The organism is Ectothiorhodosinus mongolicus (assembly GCF_022406875.1).
In the GTDB taxonomy this organism is placed as follows: domain Bacteria; phylum Pseudomonadota; class Gammaproteobacteria; order Ectothiorhodospirales; family Ectothiorhodospiraceae; genus Ectothiorhodospira; species Ectothiorhodospira mongolica.
This window is the reverse complement of the sequence record NZ_CP023018.1, coordinates 1,485,027-1,504,647: the sequence shown is the minus strand read 5'-3', so window position 1 is coordinate 1,504,647 and position 19,621 is coordinate 1,485,027. Positions and strand designations below refer to the sequence as shown.

At 52.6% G+C, this 19,621-nt stretch carries 28 protein-coding genes and 1 tRNA gene; 12 read left to right on the top strand and 17 right to left on the bottom strand.

Annotated features, from left to right (window positions below; all coding sequences use genetic code 11):
* The first annotated feature begins 57 nt into the window (after positions 1–57).
* Positions 58–144 (top strand) — tRNA-Leu (locus tag CKX93_RS07315).
* Between the two features lie 66 nt (positions 145–210).
* Here CKX93_RS07315 and CKX93_RS07310 read toward each other — a convergent pair.
* The 6 genes from CKX93_RS07310 to CKX93_RS07285 form a co-directional block, all read right to left on the bottom strand.
* The gene (locus tag CKX93_RS07310) at positions 211–681 is read right to left on the bottom strand and encodes a Dps family protein (protein ID WP_076756062.1); all 471 of its coding nucleotides are present in this window, start codon (positions 679–681) and stop codon (positions 211–213) included.
* A 32-nt stretch (positions 682–713) separates the two neighbouring features.
* Entirely contained in the window at positions 714–1,115 is a 402-nt protein-coding gene (locus CKX93_RS07305) for a DUF3293 domain-containing protein (RefSeq protein ID WP_076756061.1), read from the bottom strand.
* A 43-nt stretch (positions 1,116–1,158) separates the two neighbouring features.
* Positions 1,159–1,617, bottom strand: coding sequence for a type IV toxin-antitoxin system AbiEi family antitoxin domain-containing protein (locus tag CKX93_RS07300; RefSeq protein WP_076756060.1), 459 nt, complete (start codon positions 1,615–1,617; stop codon positions 1,159–1,161).
* A 447-nt stretch (positions 1,618–2,064) separates the two neighbouring features.
* Positions 2,065–2,478 (bottom strand): hypothetical protein, encoded by a 414-nt coding sequence (locus CKX93_RS07295; protein WP_200799845.1) that lies wholly within the window; start codon positions 2,476–2,478, stop codon positions 2,065–2,067.
* Positions 2,420–2,713 (bottom strand): HigA family addiction module antitoxin, encoded by a 294-nt coding sequence (locus CKX93_RS07290; RefSeq protein WP_076756058.1) that lies wholly within the window; start codon positions 2,711–2,713, stop codon positions 2,420–2,422. Before CKX93_RS07290 ends, CKX93_RS07295 begins: the two co-directional genes overlap by 59 nt.
* A gap of 204 nt (positions 2,714–2,917) precedes the next feature.
* Positions 2,918–3,919 (bottom strand): helix-turn-helix transcriptional regulator, encoded by a 1,002-nt coding sequence (locus tag CKX93_RS07285; protein WP_076756057.1) that lies wholly within the window; start codon positions 3,917–3,919, stop codon positions 2,918–2,920.
* A gap of 127 nt (positions 3,920–4,046) precedes the next feature.
* On the opposite strand from CKX93_RS07285, the gene CKX93_RS07280 reads away from it, so the two are divergent.
* Positions 4,047–4,439, top strand: a complete 393-nt coding sequence (locus CKX93_RS07280) for a porin family protein (protein WP_076756056.1) — start codon at positions 4,047–4,049, stop codon at positions 4,437–4,439.
* Positions 4,440–4,527: 88 nt separating this feature from the next.
* Here CKX93_RS07280 and CKX93_RS07275 read toward each other — a convergent pair whose 3' ends face one another.
* The 5 genes from CKX93_RS07275 to CKX93_RS07255 all read right to left on the bottom strand — a co-directional run bounded on the left by CKX93_RS07275 (position 4,528) and on the right by CKX93_RS07255 (position 9,789).
* The gene (locus CKX93_RS07275) at positions 4,528–5,748 is read right to left on the bottom strand and encodes a CsgG/HfaB family protein (RefSeq protein ID WP_084178704.1); all 1,221 of its coding nucleotides are present in this window, start codon (positions 5,746–5,748) and stop codon (positions 4,528–4,530) included.
* Between the two features lie 2 nt (positions 5,749–5,750).
* Positions 5,751–7,178 (bottom strand): hypothetical protein, encoded by a 1,428-nt coding sequence (locus tag CKX93_RS07270; protein WP_076756054.1) that lies wholly within the window; start codon positions 7,176–7,178, stop codon positions 5,751–5,753.
* Between the two features lie 66 nt (positions 7,179–7,244).
* The gene (gene lpoB / locus CKX93_RS07265) at positions 7,245–7,859 is read right to left on the bottom strand and encodes a penicillin-binding protein activator LpoB (protein WP_076756053.1); all 615 of its coding nucleotides are present in this window, start codon (positions 7,857–7,859) and stop codon (positions 7,245–7,247) included.
* 56 nt (positions 7,860–7,915) lie between these two features.
* Positions 7,916–8,356, bottom strand: a complete 441-nt coding sequence (locus tag CKX93_RS07260; protein WP_076756052.1) for a putative periplasmic lipoprotein — start codon at positions 8,354–8,356, stop codon at positions 7,916–7,918.
* A gap of 5 nt (positions 8,357–8,361) precedes the next feature.
* Positions 8,362–9,789 (bottom strand): COG3014 family protein, encoded by a 1,428-nt coding sequence (locus tag CKX93_RS07255; protein WP_076756051.1) that lies wholly within the window; start codon positions 9,787–9,789, stop codon positions 8,362–8,364.
* 342 nt (positions 9,790–10,131) lie between these two features.
* Here CKX93_RS07255 and CKX93_RS07250 point away from each other — a divergent pair, with 342 nt between their 5' ends.
* Positions 10,132–10,458: a hypothetical protein gene (locus CKX93_RS07250; protein ID WP_076756050.1), complete on the top strand. Its 327-nt coding sequence runs from the start codon at positions 10,132–10,134 to the stop codon at positions 10,456–10,458.
* 27 nt (positions 10,459–10,485) lie between these two features.
* Here CKX93_RS07250 and CKX93_RS07245 read toward each other — a convergent pair whose 3' ends face one another.
* Positions 10,486–11,190: a HEPN domain-containing protein gene (locus tag CKX93_RS07245; protein ID WP_200799833.1), complete on the bottom strand. Its 705-nt coding sequence runs from the start codon at positions 11,188–11,190 to the stop codon at positions 10,486–10,488.
* A 133-nt stretch (positions 11,191–11,323) separates the two neighbouring features.
* On the opposite strand from CKX93_RS07245, the gene CKX93_RS07240 reads away from it, so the two are divergent.
* The 6 genes from CKX93_RS07240 to CKX93_RS07220 all read left to right on the top strand — a co-directional run bounded on the left by CKX93_RS07240 (position 11,324) and on the right by CKX93_RS07220 (position 15,175).
* Positions 11,324–11,917, top strand: a complete 594-nt coding sequence (locus CKX93_RS07240; protein WP_143339962.1) for a hypothetical protein — start codon at positions 11,324–11,326, stop codon at positions 11,915–11,917.
* A gap of 14 nt (positions 11,918–11,931) precedes the next feature.
* Positions 11,932–12,210, top strand: a complete 279-nt coding sequence (locus CKX93_RS07235; RefSeq protein WP_076756238.1) for a hypothetical protein — start codon at positions 11,932–11,934, stop codon at positions 12,208–12,210.
* A gap of 10 nt (positions 12,211–12,220) precedes the next feature.
* A complete protein-coding gene (locus tag CKX93_RS07230) occupies positions 12,221–13,147 on the top strand; it encodes a metallophosphoesterase (protein ID WP_076756048.1) in 927 nt (308 codons plus the stop codon).
* Positions 13,148–13,249: 102 nt separating this feature from the next.
* Positions 13,250–14,617, top strand: coding sequence for a hypothetical protein (locus CKX93_RS07225; RefSeq protein WP_076756047.1), 1,368 nt, complete (start codon positions 13,250–13,252; stop codon positions 14,615–14,617).
* 127 nt (positions 14,618–14,744) lie between these two features.
* A complete protein-coding gene (locus CKX93_RS09590) occupies positions 14,745–15,065 on the top strand; it encodes a hypothetical protein (RefSeq protein WP_420828616.1) in 321 nt (106 codons plus the stop codon).
* Complete coding sequence (locus tag CKX93_RS07220) at positions 14,996–15,175, top strand: hypothetical protein (protein ID WP_159435532.1); 180 nt, start codon at positions 14,996–14,998, stop codon at positions 15,173–15,175. Before CKX93_RS09590 ends, CKX93_RS07220 begins: the two co-directional genes overlap by 70 nt.
* Here the strand turns inward: CKX93_RS07220 and CKX93_RS09585 are convergent.
* The 4 genes from CKX93_RS09585 to CKX93_RS07205 all read right to left on the bottom strand — a co-directional run bounded on the left by CKX93_RS09585 (position 15,126) and on the right by CKX93_RS07205 (position 17,726).
* Positions 15,126–15,299 (bottom strand): PDDEXK nuclease domain-containing protein, encoded by a 174-nt coding sequence (locus CKX93_RS09585; RefSeq protein ID WP_420828615.1) that lies wholly within the window; start codon positions 15,297–15,299, stop codon positions 15,126–15,128. The two genes, CKX93_RS07220 and CKX93_RS09585, sit on opposite strands and share 50 nt — an antisense overlap.
* Positions 15,300–15,311: 12 nt before the next feature.
* On the bottom strand, positions 15,312–15,488 hold the full coding sequence (locus tag CKX93_RS07215) for a DUF1016 N-terminal domain-containing protein (RefSeq protein WP_159435531.1): 177 nt from the start codon (positions 15,486–15,488) through the stop codon (positions 15,312–15,314).
* A gap of 124 nt (positions 15,489–15,612) precedes the next feature.
* Positions 15,613–16,725: a metal-dependent hydrolase gene (locus CKX93_RS07210; protein WP_076756046.1), complete on the bottom strand. Its 1,113-nt coding sequence runs from the start codon at positions 16,723–16,725 to the stop codon at positions 15,613–15,615.
* Positions 16,722–17,726: an ATP-binding protein gene (locus CKX93_RS07205; protein ID WP_076756045.1), complete on the bottom strand. Its 1,005-nt coding sequence runs from the start codon at positions 17,724–17,726 to the stop codon at positions 16,722–16,724. Before CKX93_RS07205 ends, CKX93_RS07210 begins: the two co-directional genes overlap by 4 nt.
* A gap of 195 nt (positions 17,727–17,921) precedes the next feature.
* On the opposite strand from CKX93_RS07205, the gene CKX93_RS09580 reads away from it, so the two are divergent.
* Positions 17,922–18,143, top strand: coding sequence for a superinfection immunity protein (locus CKX93_RS09580; protein WP_420828602.1), 222 nt, complete (start codon positions 17,922–17,924; stop codon positions 18,141–18,143).
* Between the two features lie 18 nt (positions 18,144–18,161).
* On the opposite strand, the gene CKX93_RS07200 is transcribed toward CKX93_RS09580, so the two are convergent.
* Complete coding sequence (locus CKX93_RS07200) at positions 18,162–18,569, bottom strand: class I SAM-dependent methyltransferase (RefSeq protein ID WP_084178702.1); 408 nt, start codon at positions 18,567–18,569, stop codon at positions 18,162–18,164.
* A 69-nt stretch (positions 18,570–18,638) separates the two neighbouring features.
* Here CKX93_RS07200 and CKX93_RS07195 point away from each other — a divergent pair, with 69 nt between their 5' ends.
* Together CKX93_RS07195 and CKX93_RS07190 are read left to right on the top strand one after the other, a co-directional pair.
* Entirely contained in the window at positions 18,639–18,974 is a 336-nt protein-coding gene (locus CKX93_RS07195) for a hypothetical protein (protein ID WP_143339960.1), read from the top strand.
* A 28-nt stretch (positions 18,975–19,002) separates the two neighbouring features.
* Positions 19,003–19,443 (top strand): small multi-drug export protein, encoded by a 441-nt coding sequence (locus CKX93_RS07190; RefSeq protein ID WP_076756043.1) that lies wholly within the window; start codon positions 19,003–19,005, stop codon positions 19,441–19,443.
* Positions 19,444–19,621: the final 178 nt, after the last annotated feature.

The following is a 19,621-nucleotide window of genomic DNA, read 5'->3' as shown; positions in this document are numbered from 1 at the left end:
GATGATCTTAAAGTTCGCGATCCTTGCGGGCCCTGTCCGCATCGGGGCCAGACCCTTGCCGGGGTGGCGGAATTGGTAGACGCGCTAGTTTCAGGTATTAGTGGGGGAGACCCCGTGGAGGTTCAAGTCCTCTCCTCGGCACCATATTAGCAGAAAAAAGGGGTACGACCCCTTTGCTGGGGTCGTACCCCTTGTTAATTCAAGTCACACTTATCCTAAGTATGCACGCATCATCCAAGCGAACTTCTCGTGCACCTGCCCTCGTGCGATCAATAGATCCTCGGTGAGGTTGTCGCCATGCTGCTCAGCCAAGCTGGCTGTATCGGCCATGGTGCGTGCCAGGGTCTCTTGAGCTTGAGCCATGGCTTTGATCATCGCCTCGGACCCCGAGCTACCCGCATCTTCAACCACCTTTGAGCGCTTGAGCATGAGTGCCAATTGTCCCTCAGCATGTCCACCCAGGGCCTTGATGCGCTCGGCAATCTCATCCTGCGCCGCAAAATGGTCTTCATACATCTGCTGAAACAATTCATGCAAAGGCCCGAAAGCCATACCCGTCACATTCCAATGAAAATTCTGTGCCAGCATGGTTGCCACGGCAGCATCGGCCAAGCACTGGTTCAGCGCTTCGCAGATGGCTTCTTGGGCTGATGGTGCTAACACTTGAGCTGTTTGTGTCATAAATCACCTTCCTATTAAGTGGGTGGAGAAAGTTAGATCCAAATAAGTTGCGGACGCCAATCATCACCAATCCACAAAAAAGCTTTTTGTTGAAACTGCCTAGCCAGCGTCTCGGCATCATGGCGCTCTATACCAAAGACCAAAACACTTTCTTCGTCTGGCCATACGCCTTTTGGATCAGAGTTTATCGCCGGACAAGTATTCAATCCCATGGACCGCAGCCTTTTGAGCAAAGAATGCTGTCGAGACTGATTAAGATCATCCTTTAATCGCTCACTTTGCGGATTAAAGGCGGTCAATAGCGCGCTACAAGTCACACCATACCGTTTATACAGCCGCTGCAAAGAGTGGCTGGGCACATCGATCGCAAGACAAAACCGCTGATCCGCTAAGACCCAGTATTCGGCGTCCCGATAAGCCTGCTGGATACTCATTAAGAATGGGGTACGACCCCAACTGGGGTCGTACCCCGTTTGGTTAAGCAGCGACGCGATACAGACCGCGCGACAGGCGCTCGATCTGCCCTTGGCGGACGAGATAAGCCAGCGTCTGGGACACATGCTGGGTGGGCGCACCCATATCTTCCATGGCTGCCTTGATGGCCTTGGAGCTGGCCTGCTGGGCTTCACCGAGATAATCCATCACCGCGCCGGTGGCGGTGACACCAGCGGTGGCGGCCCGTCGGGCGCCTTTGGCAGCGGATTTACCGGTGAGCTCAGCGATTTGAGAGTCGATCGTAGCGAGTTCTGCGGCATGGGCCTGTTGGATCTGTTTCAGTGCTTTGGCCTGGCGTTTCTGCAGGCTTTTGCGTTCTGCACGCAGCGCACGGATCTTAGCTTGGCGCTCGGAGCGGGTCTTTTCCCACTCTTCTTGTTCACGCTTTCTCGCCAGGTCAAACAGCTCTTTGGCAGATAAATTGTGGATATCATTACTCATGGTCGGTCTGCATTTCCTTTTTGTGACATTCCGGATAATTTAGTGCACCCAATGGGGCTCTATATCTATCGACTTGCATTAAACAGAATAGTTCAATCACACCTATATTGACTGTGCGTTGCACCATTCAAGAAATGAGACGATAGGACCGACATACTATGACGACATGATGGGTTAGTAAAGAGATTTAGGTAGAAATTTTTCACCGCACGCACTCACCATATTTGCGCACATTAGAGCCTCCCAATAAAACATATTAGGATATGTTTATGCGCTTAGGAAATATCGGTCACAAAGATGAATATGGCAAACAGCGACGCATTGAACATCGCGGCAAATACCTGCGCATCAGTCGAACCGGAGCCACCGTTTCCACGGGCAACCGTATGGGCGCGATGATCGCAATGCTCGGCTCGAGGCCGATGCTAAACGTATTTGAGCGAGTCGTTATGTTTCATCGCTCTCTATTACTCCACCAACAGTATCGATGACCATTGAATGGCATTCAACTTCGAACCAGCCTTGAAACAGCTGGTAGGTAAGTGGGTTTGGCCAAAGGCTCGGATCTGTATACCAGCCGTTCAATTCATTTTCGAAGAGAGATTTGAAATTTCGCCTTACCCATTTCTCTACGTGGCTTGGTGAGTCGGCATCCTCATCTCTGATGAGATATATGAGCCGGTCCTCATTGATCTCGTCAAGGGAAATCATTCGACTATCTGGATGGGGATCCGCCTCGTTGATCCACTGAACCGCCGGTTCTTTATACCGAAGCAGTAGAGCTGCTCTGTTGATCACTTGCTTAGGCTGCACAGAAGTCGACTCTCTCGACGGATCCCAGATCCACAGTTTGTCGAGCATGCCAGAGCTCATAGTTATCTTGCATCAGCAACCAGCTTTCGGGCGAACGGCCAAGCGCTTTGGACAAGCGAAGCGCCATTTCCGGGCTAATGCCACTTCGTCCTTGCAAGATTCGATTCAAGGTGGACGGTGAAACACCCAACTTCGAGGCCAGATGGCGTCCAGTCATGGAGTGAGGCTCTAGGTAAACCTCAAGGATGAATTCTCCGGGATGCGGGGGATTATGCATTGCCATTAGTGATAGTCCTCTGGCATGGCTCGACTGAATTCCTGCCACTGAACCGGTCTCATAGAAATTAGCCAGCCCTTTGTGGCGGAAGGATTGAATCATCGAGGAAGTGTAGCGTGGCGCGCAACGAGCGTCACGCGCCTAATACCCCCATTCGCGCGACCGCTTGGCTGGTCGCATGCAGTGGTGGTCGACCCATCGAACCTCATACTAGCGATGCTTACTGACCCCTTTTTGCAGACGCTCAGCAATGGACTGACGCAGCGCCACCGGAGCAACCACTTCAATGTGATCAATCTGCGATAACAACCACCAGTCCAGCTGCCAGGAATCGATGACCGTGGCAGTCAGGTAGTAATCCCCACCATTAGGCTTGAGCTCTTGATCCGCAGACAGCGGCGTTTCCGCCAGCACTCGACTCAGCGGCCCCTCCACCTTGAGCTCAATCTGAATAGTCTGGCCATTGCCAAACTCTAAAGCACCCTCGCGAATATAGGTCTCGAGATTAAAGCCTTCGGGGCGCTGGGCCGATAGGCTCAGCGCTGTTGCTTTACGCATACGATGAATCGCAAACAGGCGCACATCCCCATAGCCATCCACCGTGGCCACCAGATAACTAATGGACCCTCGCTGCACAAAACCCAGCGGGTTCAAAGTCATCTCGCGATACTCGTCGGACTTGAGGCTGAAGTACTCAACGACGAGTTGTTTATCGCCGATTAGCGCAGCTTGAACGGTTTCAAGCACGGTAGGATCAACATCAGGGACCTGCATCGGCAGGTTGGGATGAATGGTCTGCACTTTATCCACCCAGCGAGAGAGCCTCAGTTGAGGACTGTTGTCCAGATATTCCCGGGCACGGCTAAAGCGCGCCTGCATCACCGACATAATCGACTGGGGCAGCACCGGGGTGAGCGTCTCTTCGATCAAGCGCAAAGACAGCGCCTCAGCCAAAGACAAGCCCGGCAGATCAAAGCTCGCATCCTCAGCCCAGCGCCACAGATAAGGCCGCACATCCATATTACAGTCAATCGGAAAGCGCTCTTCCAATTCCCACAGGTCTCGCTCGATCTGGCGCTTACTGACCTTGAAGCCGGCGCTGACTAGGGTATCCGTCAACTCAGCGGAGCTACGCCCCTCCCCACGGGCCGGCAACTGCTTTAGCAACTCCCATTGACGCGCGAGGGTAAAGTGTATTTTGTTCTGCGGCATAAACCCCTCTTCTTCTCGCCTGATCTATACTTTTATAGACAGGAAACATCAAGAGCGCGACATAATGTGGCGTTTAGAGTGACTTACCTCTGGCAAAGCCCAAAAAAAAGCGTGCGTCTTCGATGTGATGGCGCATGCCAAAGGCCCTGCAGAGGATGAGTTATCTAACGTCTCTGTGGAAGGTCGTTTCGGCTTCGGGATTGATGATGATACCGTAAGCGTTGCAGGGATCGATGCCAAGCTCGAGATAGATAACTTTTTCGGCGGATATGTGTTAGGGCATCTGCCGTTAGCAGACCAAGCTTCGGTATACGGGCTAATCGGTTTCACTCGCGGCAAAGGCACGATATCAGTGCCCGGATTTTCAGAGAGTGACACTGACTCTGGCCTGACTTGGGGTACGGGCTTTAACTTTTTTGCCCCGCCGCAACTAGGAGTTAATGCTGAGTACGTTCAGTACTTAGACGAATCGGGTTATGACTTGTCAGCTTTTTCACTTGGTTTGACATACAACTTTTAATTAAAAACACTAACTTTCGAGTAAGTCGGGCGCGCTTGAGCCAATCAGCGCGCCTGATTTCGTTTACATTCGAAACAGCCGATACCTCTTATCTATCGAAAGGCAAGGCTACACCAGTGTTCGCTCGTGGCGCCTCGGCCGGCGCTTGGGACCTTTGGCCAGGAATAGCCGCCGAGGTCGGCCTAGCTATCATCATCTCTTGAAATCCCTCACCGCTACGAATCTTAGCCACAGAGAATCTCGACTCGACCCGGGTAACTTCGATAACTCCGATCTCTTGCTCAGCCCCCCCAAGAGATTCACCAGTGTAAGGGTCTACCAAGGCCTCACCCTCCGAATAGACCGTAAAGGTCATGCCCGGGCGCAACATTGAACCACCCGCATTCAAGAACACGTTGCCACCGTCGGTGATTTGGATGATGCGCAAGGGATAGATCCGCTGCACCACATCGGCAATTGAATTTGTTGCCACAGTGCTCAACATACCTCCCATGGAGGAAGCCGGCCGACCCAGTTCCGTCGCATAGCTGTTGGAGAACCTAATTTGCCCGGTGGCGGCATCGATAATGTTCACATTAATGCGCACGGCCCCGTTCTTGATCACTCGGATCTGCCCAGTCACTGCTACGGTCTCGGTCCGCTCTGAGTAGTAAGCTTCTGAGACATTCACCAAAAGTAATACGTCTGCTCCTAACAGATTACCCAAACGCGCACGCTCTCCGCGCGATACATTTTGATTGGCAATAAAGTTCTGTTCGCTTAACACTCGGTTGATATCGGATCGTGTGAGCACAGCAAAACGTCTTGATTGAACAAGATGTTTCTGAATTTCAGCCTCTAGCTCACGGAGGTGGTTGGCGCTGATACCTGAGCCACGAGCCTCCACTGGCAACAGAGCAATGCGCATGCGCTGAGCACTAGGGCCTTGCTCGAAATGATGGAGCACTGCACTGACCTGAACCGAATAAAGCGACCCTTCTATGCGTCTGGAGCTTATTTTACGCCAGGATTTGATTTCCCCCTCAGCCTGCAGCGATGTGGTCTCAGAACGACGCTGCTGCGCGCTCATCGTCTCAGCGCCCCCACTGCTTGCGGAACGGGCTACCGTCGTATCGAGAACCGAATCGATTGAGATACTTAAACCGGTCTGGCTCACTGCGTTAGCCAGCGCATTCCGGGTCGCAATTTCTTCAGTGGGACCCGTTCCCTCGCCGGTCACCGTAATTTCGGTTAGACCACTGGCGGTAGCACTGTGAAACCAAAACAGTGCCACTCCGAGAATCATCAGGCACGCAATGTTTTTGCTCATAATCACCAGTCCTGATTAAGAATAATGACGCGAGAACGCTCCGAGGCCTCACCATCCTGCGATGAACGGGATTGACCTGGCGTTTGGTAGCGACCGGACCTTACGGCGTCAGCACCGGCAGCGTCCTGCACAGACCGATCTGCGAGCTGACCTGCCATGATGCTCGGACTCCATGCCACAACCGAAAGGTAATAATCGAGGTTTTCATCTTTTACCAATCGCGTGCTGATGGTTCTACTGCCTCGCAAAGTCAGCGTGGAGCTTGAAGTATAAACGGCATCAATTAGTTGGCCGAAAGTGCTTTCTTCGTCAACCCGACTCGTAAATCTATCTTGCGTGACGTTGTACTCGATTCGATACATAACGCGCACAGATCTAACATCCTGCGTCTGGTTCGAATACGAGATAGACAAAGATGAGAAACGTGACAACTCTGACTGAGCTCTGGCAATTGACTGCTGCCTCTGACTATCTTGGGTTATGGTATCCATAAACCTACTGCCACCCGAGGAAACCACCTGAGCTGCGCCAAACGCATAGATCGCCCACTCTGAGTTGCTCAAGCGCATCATTCGAGTGCCAACCATGCCGTAGGGTATGTCATCACCAAACTGCTCGAGTTCAGCCGCGACTCGGTTTCTCACCTCTTCTCTCGCGCTGGCTAGCACACGCGCAGGCGCCAATTGGTTTTGTAACACTTGGGCCACTTCCGTGCTATCTGGAGACCGGACTAGGATAACCCCTAGAGTGTTATTGTGGAGAATTGATGCCCAGATGCGGCCGCCACTGAGGACGTCAGCCAACTGCTGCGTCTCCGTCGAAACCTGCTCATATGTGGGGCCTGGCTTAACACATGTATGAATAAAATCACCCTCGGGCTCCGCCGGACTATTCTCGGTCTCACCCGTTTCCCCACGGATCCGAGCCGCTAGAGAACCGACTAGAGACTCACGTTGCGCACGTTCTCTGTCTTGACTCCTCAAATACGCCTGATGCGCCTGCATCGCCTCTTCGCGGCATTCCGCCACGATCCTATCAAACATTGCGTCACCAGTGGCCCGAGACTCACGTTGGACTCCCGAAGTGGCGATATCCACACCGTCACGATTCAGAACGGTGGAGAGATTCATGTAGGCGTTCATCAGTGCTTGCCTGTAGGCCGCTTGAACAGATTCGATGTAACGACTGCTCGTGCGATCGGTGTTGTCCAATGCACCAATGCCATAAACAACGGTATAACCTGGGCGTCTCTGAGAAAAGAAGCTCTCCAATGTCTCACTCCACTCTGAAAAAACGGTAGCGAGATCATTAGCATTATCTTCAAAACTGGGCATGGCCGGAGGAGCAGAGTCACTGCTCAGCGCAGTTCCCGGAAAAGCGATGACACTGCATAGAAGGCTTGCCAGCATTGCGGGTTTAAACGGGATCATTGGAATTTACCTCTAATTAATAGCTGCACTAATAGCTGCACTGGCATGATTCAAAAAAGATGAGCACTACCACGGAACCTCACGGGCACTGGCGCGCTTAATAACGGGGTATTCGTTTTCCCAGATAGCTAGCCCGCTGCCGAGGTCTGTGAGGGTCAGCATGAAGTAATATTCAATCTGCTGACGATTGCCTGACATTCGGATATTGCGCTGAATAATCTTACCTGACAGGCTCAAATCTGGAGCCTGCAAGGTTCCTGCCCTCTGAACTCGGGATTGATCAAACTCGGTGTTGCCGCGCAAACCCTCACGGACAGCGAAGTTAGCCTGATCTTCCGCTCCTTGAAGGCCCACCGCAGTTGTCACCACCGCTCTGCCCGAATTCAGCATCTCCACACGTATTTTTCTGACCAGCTGGTCTGTATCAATCCGCTGCATGGTGTCATTCACGATGCGGCTGATCATCACCACATAGCGCCCGCCACCTGAGTGATTGAGGGCACCGCGAGCTAGCATGTCTTGAACCGCGTCTGAAGCGGCATCTTCAAAATCGCGATAATCCAAGCCCACCACGGCTTCACCACGGTCGTTGCGAGTATCCACCATTTGCACGCCTGTGGCACAACCCGACAAGAAAAACAAAACGATGAGACCGAAAAGAATATGAGGAGTGAATTTCATTACCAAGTTTCTCCAAGAGCACCAGAGCAAAAGATCATAGTTTGAGGTGCAAAACGCTAGTTAGGGTTTCTCTGCACTTCAATGCGGTAAGAGCGAGCCATCGATCCAGGGCCAACGAAGGTCATCTCAAATTGCTGCCCCCTGTCGATCGTTCTTTGCTGCCAATTGGATACCGTTGTTCTGATCGGCGTCCCATTACCATCGAACCAAAGAGCCCTAGCTCGAAGATTCTGGCGGCTGACAGCGCCCGACCTGGCAACTAGAACAACCATTGGTGTGCCATCCGGAGCATAGTTCTCGCGAACATCAAGCAACTCAAGACTGCGCACATTATCGGCAACGGCGACTCGATCGTACCAAAATGGGCGATCATCCATCGGAGGCGGCATACAAGCTGTGAGAAAAAGGGCTGATAGCAGTGCAAAAGAGATGAAAATCAACTGGAATGGTGGAACCACGCCAGACTGATTGCCGTGACGATTAAAGATCGCAAACATAATAATCAAGCTCCCAGCAGCTGTGTAACGATGGGTGCGGCGGTCGGACCAACTTGCTTGATGTAAATAATCTGAGGTCCGGTACCGTTGAGCGTCACCGTCTGATCGCCGGAGACAGACCGAATAGTAATGGTTGAACCGGGCTGATAGCTATAACGTGCTGCTGAAAAGCCGCCGGGCATGGAGCGCCACATGCGCACATCCGCATTGGTCGTAGCCATAGAAGCCACGCTTGCCACAAAACCAGCTAAGGCGCCATGTCTTCTGCCAATCTCATCTTGGACCACTGCTCTTGCCACTGCTCCAGCAGTGGCTCGGGCTACCATAGCGGGGAATCGTTTGGTAAATTCAGTCTGAACCGTGCGATCCATAGATGCTAACGGTTCTAAAGAGAATTCGTTCTGTCCGCTTACGAGTCGAAAGTAGGGGGTGGCATCATTGGTGCGAGTGACTAGCGACGGAAGAGCTATGCTTACGACCACGAATCCGTTGGAGGTGGGAACAGGCAAATCCACTCGCTTCTCCACCAGAGTCGGCCCGAGTCCGTGCTCTGAAATAACCCAAACGCAATTGTTCTCAGGACACAAGTTTCCTTGAGAAAGCATTTGCAGATCACGGTGCGCAGAGGGGTTGTCGGTCATATCCACAACTCGCTGCATCAGATTTCGCGCTGACTCAGTATCTGAAGCATTTCCCTGTAACCCGAGAAAAAGTGCCTGCAGATAAGTCGCTGGCGGTAACACAAAATCGGTATAAGGTTGCCAGGTCTGCATCTCGGGGTAATGCGTTGCGGCAAAAGAGCTTGCATTGACCTCCGACGCTCCTCGTTGTCGAGCCTCGCTACGAGCCTCATCGAGTTCCCGACTGTAACGCGCGACGGCCCTGCGAGTACGTTCGTCAGCTCGATTGAGCTCAACGCGCGCATCGTCATGACGGCCGTCTCTCATAAATAGAATAGCTTTGTAGTAGTTGATAAGCACTGCTTCGGAAGGGCTAGGCCGGTAAACCATGGCGCCATCACCCAGCAATGCGCCACCCACCTGTTGCGCCCCGCGAGCAATGTTACCATCTCGATCTACATCTCCCAGGACAATTTCTGCGGCTTCGAAGTGCTGCATTGCCCTCTGATCGTCCCCAGCAAGCAGCCATGCTTTCGCCGCATCAAGATGGTCCAAAACGTTACGCGATTTGAACTCAACCGGTGGCAGATTATTGACGTCTCGAGAGGCCAAACCCATGCTTTGTTCAACCGCAAGAGCAGCTCCAACAAAATCACCAGTGGCGAGTTGGTTGTCGAGGTTGGCGTTTCTTGTTTGTAAAGTTGCGCCGCAGCCCTGCAAACCCAATGCAAGCACCAACAGAAGAGCTGCCACTTTCCCATTGCGCTTGCTTACCACGCTTACGATTCTGCGTTGCATACCTACAAAGAACATGATGCCGACCCCTGAAGACCCAAAATTTAAGAAAAACAACAAGTTAAATTATTTATATCATGTCTTGATTTAGTTAATTTAAAAAATATTCCCCAAAAATATATCAAGATCACGCGAAAAGCATAGCAGACATTTATCGAAAAAAATCTTGCTCATTAAAAAATTCTTAAACCTAGCCAGGCATTGGCTGTTTGACGATTGGAACTCATCTCATGGAAGGGCATTACCAGTCCTCCTGAGTGAGCTGAATACCCGTCATGCAGAACGACACAAAATGTCGCTAGGCCATGCTCCAATACAGGCATCTTGGTGCAAAAGCGCCGTCTCTCTTAAGGAATAGCCATGACTGAATCACCCAAACCCTATGGTCCTTTCGGGCTTCCAGTGACCATTGTGATCACCGCGGAACCCCAGCATTTTGATTTCTTTGCCGAGCGCTTTGATGATGTCTCGATGGTTGATGGCCGCGTGCAGGCGCTGTGGCCGCATCGGCGGCTCGATACCGCCCGCAGCGATTACGACCTGACGCTCATGTACGAGCTCTCCTGCTGCGAACTCAAAGGCATCCCCATGGAGGATTGGCGGATTGACTGGGAGAAAAGTCAGCTGCAGACCGACCCCATGGAGCGGCTGATCGAAAAGAAAATCCGAAAAATGCTCGAGGAGTGATGTTGGGTGCGCCCGATCTAAGATCGATTAAGCAGATCGGGCACTGCTGCCCCGCCCCGTGGTGACATCCTCCACCACAGGATAGATGGGCTTACCCCAGTCTTCATTGGGATGCTGCATCAGCAGATCGATGATGAGGGGAACGAGCTGGGTCATGATGGCGACGCCATCGTTGAGCTGCTCTCGGTTCACAGCGCTATTCCAGGTGGAACCGCCGTGGACCACTTGGTTGCGCAGGATATACAGGCGTTGGAAGACGATCGATAACACAATGTAGGAATTGCCTTCTGACAGAGCGCGATGAGCCGCTGACTTGGCTTTACTGAAGGCGGTTTCCCATTCGCTTTGGCTGATATGGCCGTTCTGAAACTGCCAGAAGGGTTTGAAGACATAGGGGTTATCGATGAGCAGGCGAATGGGTCCTGGGAACTGTTCCCAGATCAGCTTGTAGAGGAGCTTCTCGCGGTCGACATCCACCAAGCGCTGAAGGTATTGCAGGAACCGGGATTGCTCTGGGGTTCTGGCAAGGTCCGCGGGGATTTCGTTGGCATAAGCGGCGTTAAATGAAATCCACAGGAAGATAAACCGCGCATCGGGATCGTCGGTTTCCTGCTCCGCACGCTGCAGCCAGCTAAGGGCTCGGTGGATACGCAGGGATAGCGAAGGATCGAACCCATCACGGAGGGCACGGTGGCGCTCTTTTAAAGAAGGGTAATCCAGATCCAACGCCATCCCCCAGATGATTTCCGATAGAGGTTTATCCTCGCGCGATCGCCTCTTGATGTCTAGTTTCTGATCCGGGCGACATGAAATGACGCTGCCATCCCTATACTGAGGTCAAAGGTAAAGTAATGGGATGGGCAAAATGACACTCAACACATTCGATCAATGGGTTCAGGCATCACCCGATGGGGTGGTGCTTCTTGAGGGCCGACGAGATATTCCTGCCGATGCGGCTTTGAAGGCCACACAAGTGGCTGCCTTATTGGCATCGCGCTATTTACAACTCCGCTTTCGCTCGGGTAATGCCGAAGGAGCAGATGCGGCGTTCTCTGATGGGGTGGCACAAGTGGATAGCCAACGCCTACAAATCATCACGCCCTACCCTGGGCATCGCAAAAGTGCCCAATACCCGGGGGCGACTTATGTATCACCCGAGGATCTGAGCGATGAACAAAAACGCTCAATGATGGAGTTAACCGTCACTGCGACACCGCGCAATGCCGGCTTGGTGAAACAAGCCGACAAGCCTGGCCGCGCCGGGGCGAAGGCCGCTTATCTGATTCGGGACACGATGAAAGTGGCGGGGTTTTCTGATGAGTTTCCCAAACCGATCTGCGCTTTGTTCTACGTGGACCCGACCGACCCGATGGCCGGTGGCACGGGGCATACGGTGCGCGTGTGTGAGCAGGCGGGGATTCCGGCCGTGTTTCAAGACGCTTGGGCCCTCTGGATTTAATGGGAGAGCGGGTGATGGTGCATCAAGAGAAGAGAAAAGCTTGGAGCAAAGAGCAGCAGGCCTATACCCGCGAGATTCTGGAAAAGGTGGACCCAGTGGCCTTTTTATTCAGCGCCGCCGGCGAGAACCAGGGGTGCTGTTTTAATCACCTCGATGGGCGGTATGGGTATATGGAATTTCAAGATGCGCTGAACTGCCGGTTTCGCTTGTTCGATGTCCAGTCCCATATACCGCTGGCTTCCTATGACACAATAGATGATCTGATCGCTGGCGGATGGAAAGTCAGCACGTAAAGGAAAATACATGTACGACGTTATCGGAGATATACACGGGTATGCAGATCCGCTAAAGCGGCTCCTGACGAAGCTTGGCTATAAGCCCTCCGACTCAGGCTGGCAGCATCCCGAGCGCCAGGCAGTCTTTTTGGGGGACTTCGTGGATCGCGGGCCGGCTCAGGTGGAGGTGATCCAGATTGCTCGTGAGATGGTGGAATGCGGCCATGCGCTGGCGGTCATGGGTAACCATGAGTTCAATGCCGTGTCTTTTGCCACCCCACACCCCGACAACTCAGGTGAGCACCTACGCAAACACACCACGCATCGCCGGGCGGATCATCAGCGGTTTCTCGATCAACTGGGTGAAGGCTCTGAGCAATATGCCGATGCGATTAAATGGTTTGCCACCCTGCCCTTGTTTCTGGAACTCGAGGGCTTACGCATTGTGCATGCGACTTGGTGCGGAAAGAGCATCCAGGATCTAGCCCCCTACCTCACCGCCAATAACCAGTTAACCCCGGAGGCTTGGGCGCCAGCCAATGCTAAGGGTGATGCTGTCTACAATGCCGTGGAGAACCTGATCAAGGGATACGAGCTGAAGCTGCCCAATGGTTTGTCGTTTAAGGACAAGGGCGGCACTGTGCGCACCATGGCCAGGCTGCGTTGGTGGGAGGACAGGGATCTGCTCCTCAAAGATGCGCTGATTATTCCAGATATAGAGCAACTGGACTTACCCGACAAGATTATCGAGGCCTCCAGCTTTTTGGGTTATGACAACGCCATGCCGGTTCTCTTCGGTCATTACTGGTGGAGTGGTCCGGTGGGACCACTGACCGATACTGTGGCCTGCTTGGATTACAGCATCGCCAATAAACATCAGCCAGGCCAGCTGGTGGCCTACCGCTGGGATGGCGAGACCAAGCTGCGCCAGGATCGGTTTGTTGCTGTCGAGTGATTGGTGTCGCTAGTAGAGCCCTTAGGTACACTGATGTCGGAATAAAGCAGGCACTTTACATATCTGATACTCTTGGTAAAACCAATAAAGAGAATGAAAGTAATGAAGAAAGATGCGAAAAAAGCCACACCAAATTTCAAAGGTCTTCCGGCTAGACTGATCCCTACTGTATCTCCAGGCGCGGTAGAGCGCAGAGCTGTTTCTATTTTGCTTTCTGCACTGATTTCAGTTGAGGCATTCCGTCGCGTGATGCTGCAGTCGATTGGGCGTCGGGTGGGTGATCGTACCCTTATCTCGGCTTTGACCGAAGTGATTTTCTTGGGGGATCGACCGTTACTTGAACAAGAAGACAATGGTCGGCCTGATGGTGCCCTGGTGCTTAGAACAGGCCAGAAAGAGTGGAAAGCGCTTATCGAGGCGAAAACAGACTCGGATGATCTGAAGGAAAAGCAGGTCAGTCAGTATGTAGATTATGCGAAGAAATATGGGTTCGATGCGGTCATCACCATCAGTAATCAATTTGTAGCGATGCCGGATCATCATCCGGTAGCGATTGATCGGCGTCGGCTGCAGAAGCTTGAGTTGTACCATTGGTCCTGGACCTTCTTACTGACGCAAGCTCAGGTTCTGCTTGAGAGTGATGATATTGATAACCCGGATCAGCGTTATATCCTTCAGGAGGTCGTGGCCTATTTCAATTCACCCAAAAGTGGTGTGAAAGGTTTCACCCAGATGAATACGGAATGGACCGAACTGGCGCAAAGGTGCCGACGCGATAGCAAGCTTAAGGCTTCATCTCCGGAGGTTCAGAATACCGTAGCAAGCTGGCATCAAGAGCAACGTGAGCTCTGTCTTCAACTGTGGACTAAGGTTAAAGCGCGCGCCGAAACGAAGTTGCCACGTGCGCATCGGCAGAATCCCGGGCAGCGCTTGAATGATGACTGTGATCTGCTGGTCAAGGAGAAGTGCCTTCGCACCCAGATTGTGGTGCCTGATGCTGCCGCGCCTTTAGACGTGAAGGCTGATTTATGCAGCAAGGTCATTACCTGCCAGATGACGCTGACTGCTCCTCAGGACAAAAAGTCGACGCAAGCCCGCGTGAACTGGTTATTAAGGCAAATCCCTGAGGCCTCAAGCGGTGTGGATGTGCCGTTTGACATTTGGGTGCGGGCCAAAGCTCCAGGTCGATCTGCGGATGGTTCGCCAGTGCGGCTGGCTATTTTGCGAAAGGAGCCATTGCTCATATACCCGAAAGATCAGCAAGAAACTCCCGCCCCTGCATATTTTGAGATTTGGATGGAGTCTACGAACCATAGGGCCTTTACGGGGCGAAGCAAATTCATTGAGGAGTTGGAGCAGATCGTGCCGAGCTTCTATGAGCATGTTGGTCAACACCTCAAGGCATGGGTCGCGCCACCACCGAAGATGCGTGCGAATGCCGAGGAATCAAGCGAAGAGGATGCTGTATAGCACCCCTAGGCGGGCATCAATCGAATCGTAAACCTCTCCGTCAAGCGCACAGTTCAAAGTAGACACTTCCCCGGCGGTATTGGTCCAAGTGATTCATTAGCTCAATGCCGCAGGCCTCCAACGCCAGATCTGGGCCATCGTCAATGATGTTCGTGGGGCTGTGGATAGCTGGGGTTTCAAGCAATATGTACTTGGCGTGCAATTCTATCGCTTTATCAGAGAAAACTTCGCCAGCTATATCGAAGCTGGCGACGACAGCATTCGCTATGCCGAATTACCCGATAACGTCATCACGCCCCATATCAAAGACGATGCAATCAAAACCAAAGACTCTTTCATCTACCCCAGTCGGTTGTTTGCAAAGGTCGCGCTGCCATCGTGGCCGAGATTGAAGGCGAGGAGCAGTCTCGCAAATGGGCCACGGGCATCATCAAAGAGTTCACCATGAAAATCTATGCCATGGCCGAGCGCAACATCCCCATGACCATGCAAGACTGGGAAACACGCCTCAACCACTTTTTAGAAGCCGCAAATCCTGCTCCATTTCCTCAACAGTAGGCAACGCACCCTTCAGGTTATCGGGCAGAGTTTCCACGAGAGTGTATTCACTCACCCCCATGGGTTTGCTTAAATCGCGCAGGGCGAACTCCACCTCGATATTGTTCTTGTCTCGGCACAGCAGCAGGCCGATGGTCTAGGCGATATAGAAACCTGCTTCGTCCACGCTGGCACACTTGGTAAAGATCAGGATGTTATGCCCCCAAGGAATTTGGTCAACAGGCTGTTGACCAAATGGCGTTGCTGGTGATCCGAGGTCATTGGCGAAGAAAAGGTAGAAGCGCAAGCAGTATTTGAGGTTGGACGCAGACATCAGGCGCTGTTTGATCTCCTTCAACCATGCTTGATAGTCGGCGTTACCGATGAGTGCTGATCAGGTCATGGTTGGTTTCAGGCGCACCTGTGCAGCAAAACCAAAAATCACTCAAACAATCTTACTAGTCCGGGAAGTATGGCAACATGAGTGGGTGGATACCGATAGTGGGATCTGGAGGCTCCTCTAATGCTGGAGGTACCTCCAAGGGAGGTACTCGAACCCCTGGCTCATGACGAATCTGGACTCTCAAGCTGACCTCAGTGATCCGGCCCGACCAATGCCAGATTTGAGAAGGTTGGGCAAAGTTGAGTCTAACCCCACTTTCACTGACTGTAATCGTCGGCGGGTCGGCACGAATCCCTTCCGCTTGAAGTTGGCCAATGAGGTAAACCTCGCCAATTTGCTCGTAGAGCTCTAAAAGATCGCGCAAGGTCTCGGCACGGATAGCGCGGGTTCTCACATACTTGCTGGAAGTCCGAGCCGGCATGCCTCTTTGAATAACAGCGTGGGTGGCAAACCAGTCACACGCATTGGATCGGCAAATGGACCGCGGCCCCTCGGGGGTCTCTAGGATTAATCCATCGGCGCGGTAGTGGCCCATGATTTTGTAGTGCCCATCGATTGTTTCATAGGTCAGGTTATGCATCCCACGGACGTTGAGCCACCACTCCGCCTCGTGGCGATGTTGATCAAAGTGATCGCGTGCGGCTTGCATGTCGCCGATCATGTCGCGGACCGTGCCAAGAAAACCCGCATTATGATGAGCAGCCCAAAGGGCGGGAGCCCACAAAATTAATAGCAAGAGCGCGAAGCCTAGTTCGCTTCGACCCATGACTGTAATGCGGTAATCAATATTGCCTGGGAAGTAAATCGTGGCTCGCGATGGCCAGAATAGCGCCACGCCTGACTTGGTCAGTATGTCGAGAAAGACGTGAGATAAGTACCCGGCAAAGATGGCCAGACCGATGCCATCAGGTACTAACCTAGTGACTAGCCAGACCAGCACAATGGCAATCAAGCTGTGAGTGACCGTGCGATGCTTCCCAAAAAGCGCTCTTATCTGTTTAGGCAGGGGAGTAACCCGAGCAATAAAGGCTTTTGGGTGGTCCAGATCGGGTAACAAAGCCGCAAAGCCAGCCACCAGCGTCTCAACCAAATCTGGGGGATGCCCGCTCAACCAACACGCTATGAAATAGGATAGCTGACCACCGATGATATGAGTCGGCGCGATCATTTCTTTTTCGGGTCCGCGAGCAGTGGAAAGAGGATGTAGCGCACGATAATGCCCAAACCGATGCCAATACCGGCAACCAGGTACAGCTCGGTAGAGCTAATACCCCGACCTATAAACTTGGACGCCACCGCCGCTGCGATTAAAATAATGAGAAACGGCGTTAAATCAATGCCACGCTCGCTGGCTTGATGGTTGAGCTCGTAAAAGTTCTCTTCTGTGATGACCTTCTCCGCGGCAGCCACTTGAAGGATGCCCACAATCGCCGCCGGTATGCCCCTACTTTCACGCACCACCATCTTTTCAAACTTCTTTGGCGTGACATATCCCTCAAACGTCAAAGGATTGTCGATGAGCCACCGCCGGACAATGGTTTTCGTGGCATCAGCACTGAGTGGCTTAAGCTCCAAACGATTGCTTGACTGGAATTTCCACAGGAGCTTTTTTACACGAATGCGGCAATTGGTAGTGATCATCGCGGCAGCCACTGTGGCAGGGCCAAATACCCGGACCAGATGTTCTGCTTGGGTTGGAGTGACATCCAAGCTCTCGACAAATAGGACGATTGGCTGGTCGGCACTGGCGATGACCGTCTCAATAAGTTTGATGCAATCCGAAATGCGCAGGCGATTGACCGAGCGCTCCATCCATTCCCAACGCTCTGCATGAGTCGATGCCTTGTGACGCAGCCGCTCGGGTATCAGGCCGTGCCCCTCCGGAAAGCCTACCTTTTCGTGCAGCTGTCGGATGCACTCTACAAGTTGTTCCTTGGTGCTCCTGCGCGGCACCCAAATACAAATGTCTGTCTCGCTGAGCTTTTCATAAACGCGACGCAGGACGCTGACTTTGCCGATGCCCTCCTGGCCTGTAACGAGGACGCTGAGGTCTTTTTGCAAAGTCTCTAACAGACGATTGACTTCGTAATTGCGACCGACAAGCGGATTAAAGCTCTCAGGCTGATCTTCCAGCTGAGGCGGTCGGGTGGCATGAGATATCGCTGTCATAAAAACCTTCCTTGTCAAAGTTGGCGCCGATCAATGGCTTATACGCCTCGCTGTAGCGAGACAAGTGTTACACTCAATATCTAATATAGCGGCCAAAGTGTGAATTTGTCTGACCGTCTATCCCCAAAATCATACCGTTTGTCCGCTCATCCCAATTTTTGGACACTTTGGACTGGATTCTTGCCAATAAATTAAGTGGGAGACTGCATTGCTGTGGAAGAATTAGGTGCTTGGTTTGCCATCGCGCTCATCTTGGCGCTGTATTTCCTGCCAGGCATTATTGCCTCAGCCAGGTCTCACCATAACGCCCTGGCTATTTGGGTTTTGAACCTGTTCTTGGGATGGACCGCGCTCGGATGGATCGCCGCACTGGTGTGGGCATTTACCGCAGTCAATGTACGGCAAAATAGCCCATAAGATAGCAGAAGGCGGCACCTAACTGTCAGCAACCGTCTTCACGCATGCAAACATCGTGTACTCATCCTCGCCTGAACTGTATTTTTCCTCGTGCTCCCGTATCAGGTACACGATATCAAAAGTGCTGTTTAGCCTGAATGTCCGCATATCCCCATGAACAAAGGTGCTCTCGGGGTTCAGCTCCCTCGCCTGCGCAAGCATCGTTGGGCTCAAGTCCAAACCGGTGACGTTGAAGTGTCGCTTTAGGTTCAAGACATTCTTTCCGCCACCACATCCAATGTCTAGCAAGCTGTTTACCGGGCGCTTGGCATACTGGCGTACCATTGCCGTGATATGTTCGCAATAATGCGCATACTCAGTGGCGGCATCGCCCCACACTGGCCAGAGCCAGGCTAGGTCTGTGTATAGATGGCGCGTCTCCTTCATTATCAGGCCTCCTAAAACTGGGTCCGCACCATATGTTGTTCTTGGGCTTTTGACACGAGGAGTAAAAAAATGAAAAAGACTTATATAAAAGTGGCTTGCGCATGCCTTTTCATGATAGGCGGCCTGATTGGTTCAGGCGTTGCTCACTCACAAAGTGGCCTTGCCGATGCCTATTGCCAAGCTTACATGCCAGTTGTCCATCAGGCTGTCGATTTTAGGCGCCAAGGAATACCCATTGATGTGTCATTGGGCGTCACTGATAGTGCATTTGATACCAATCAGTCTCTTTGGCGTTGGCTTCGTTCTGCTGTGCGGAGCGCTTATGCAGATCCCAATGGCACGATCAACTCACTTCGCGATGGCAGCGCGATGAGAAGCTGTGTCTCGGCAGTTCGAGGCTTTTAGAGCAATCGAGCAATGATAGAATCAGTCAATGACTGATCTTCTCTGGCAGTACGCGCTGGTGTTTCTCGCAGCCGCTACGCCTTGGCTGGAGATCATGATTGTCATCCCGGTGGCCGTGGGGGTTGGACTCGCGCCGATTCCGGTGACCATCATCAGTTTTATCGGCAACGCTCTGCCCGTGCTTGGGATTATCGCGCTGTTTCGCTGGTGGGAAGTGCGCCGGGGGCCTATTCAACGGCGCTGGAGTCCGCGGGCGCAGCGGGTCTGGAACCGTTATGGCCTGCCCGGCGTGGCCTTTTCTGGCCCGGTAATCACCGGGATTCATCTAGCAGCAATCATGGCGCTTGCTTTGAAGGCGGACCGCCGAGCTACCGTGTTTTGGATGACCCTAAGCCTCGCAATTTGGTCGCTCATCACCTTGGTGGTCACGGTGATTGGATTCGAAAGCCTGGGCTGGTTTATGGCATGAGCTCGACCTGCAAGCTAACATGTCCGGATACGTCAGCAAGGACAGATCAATGCAGCATCTCACCAATCTCAAAAAAGGGGTCTGTCCCCATTTTGGTTAGGGGTAGTGTCATGTCAAAAAAGGGGTCTGTCCCCATTTTGGTTGGGGTTAGGCCCCGTTGGGTATGGTGAGGGGATGG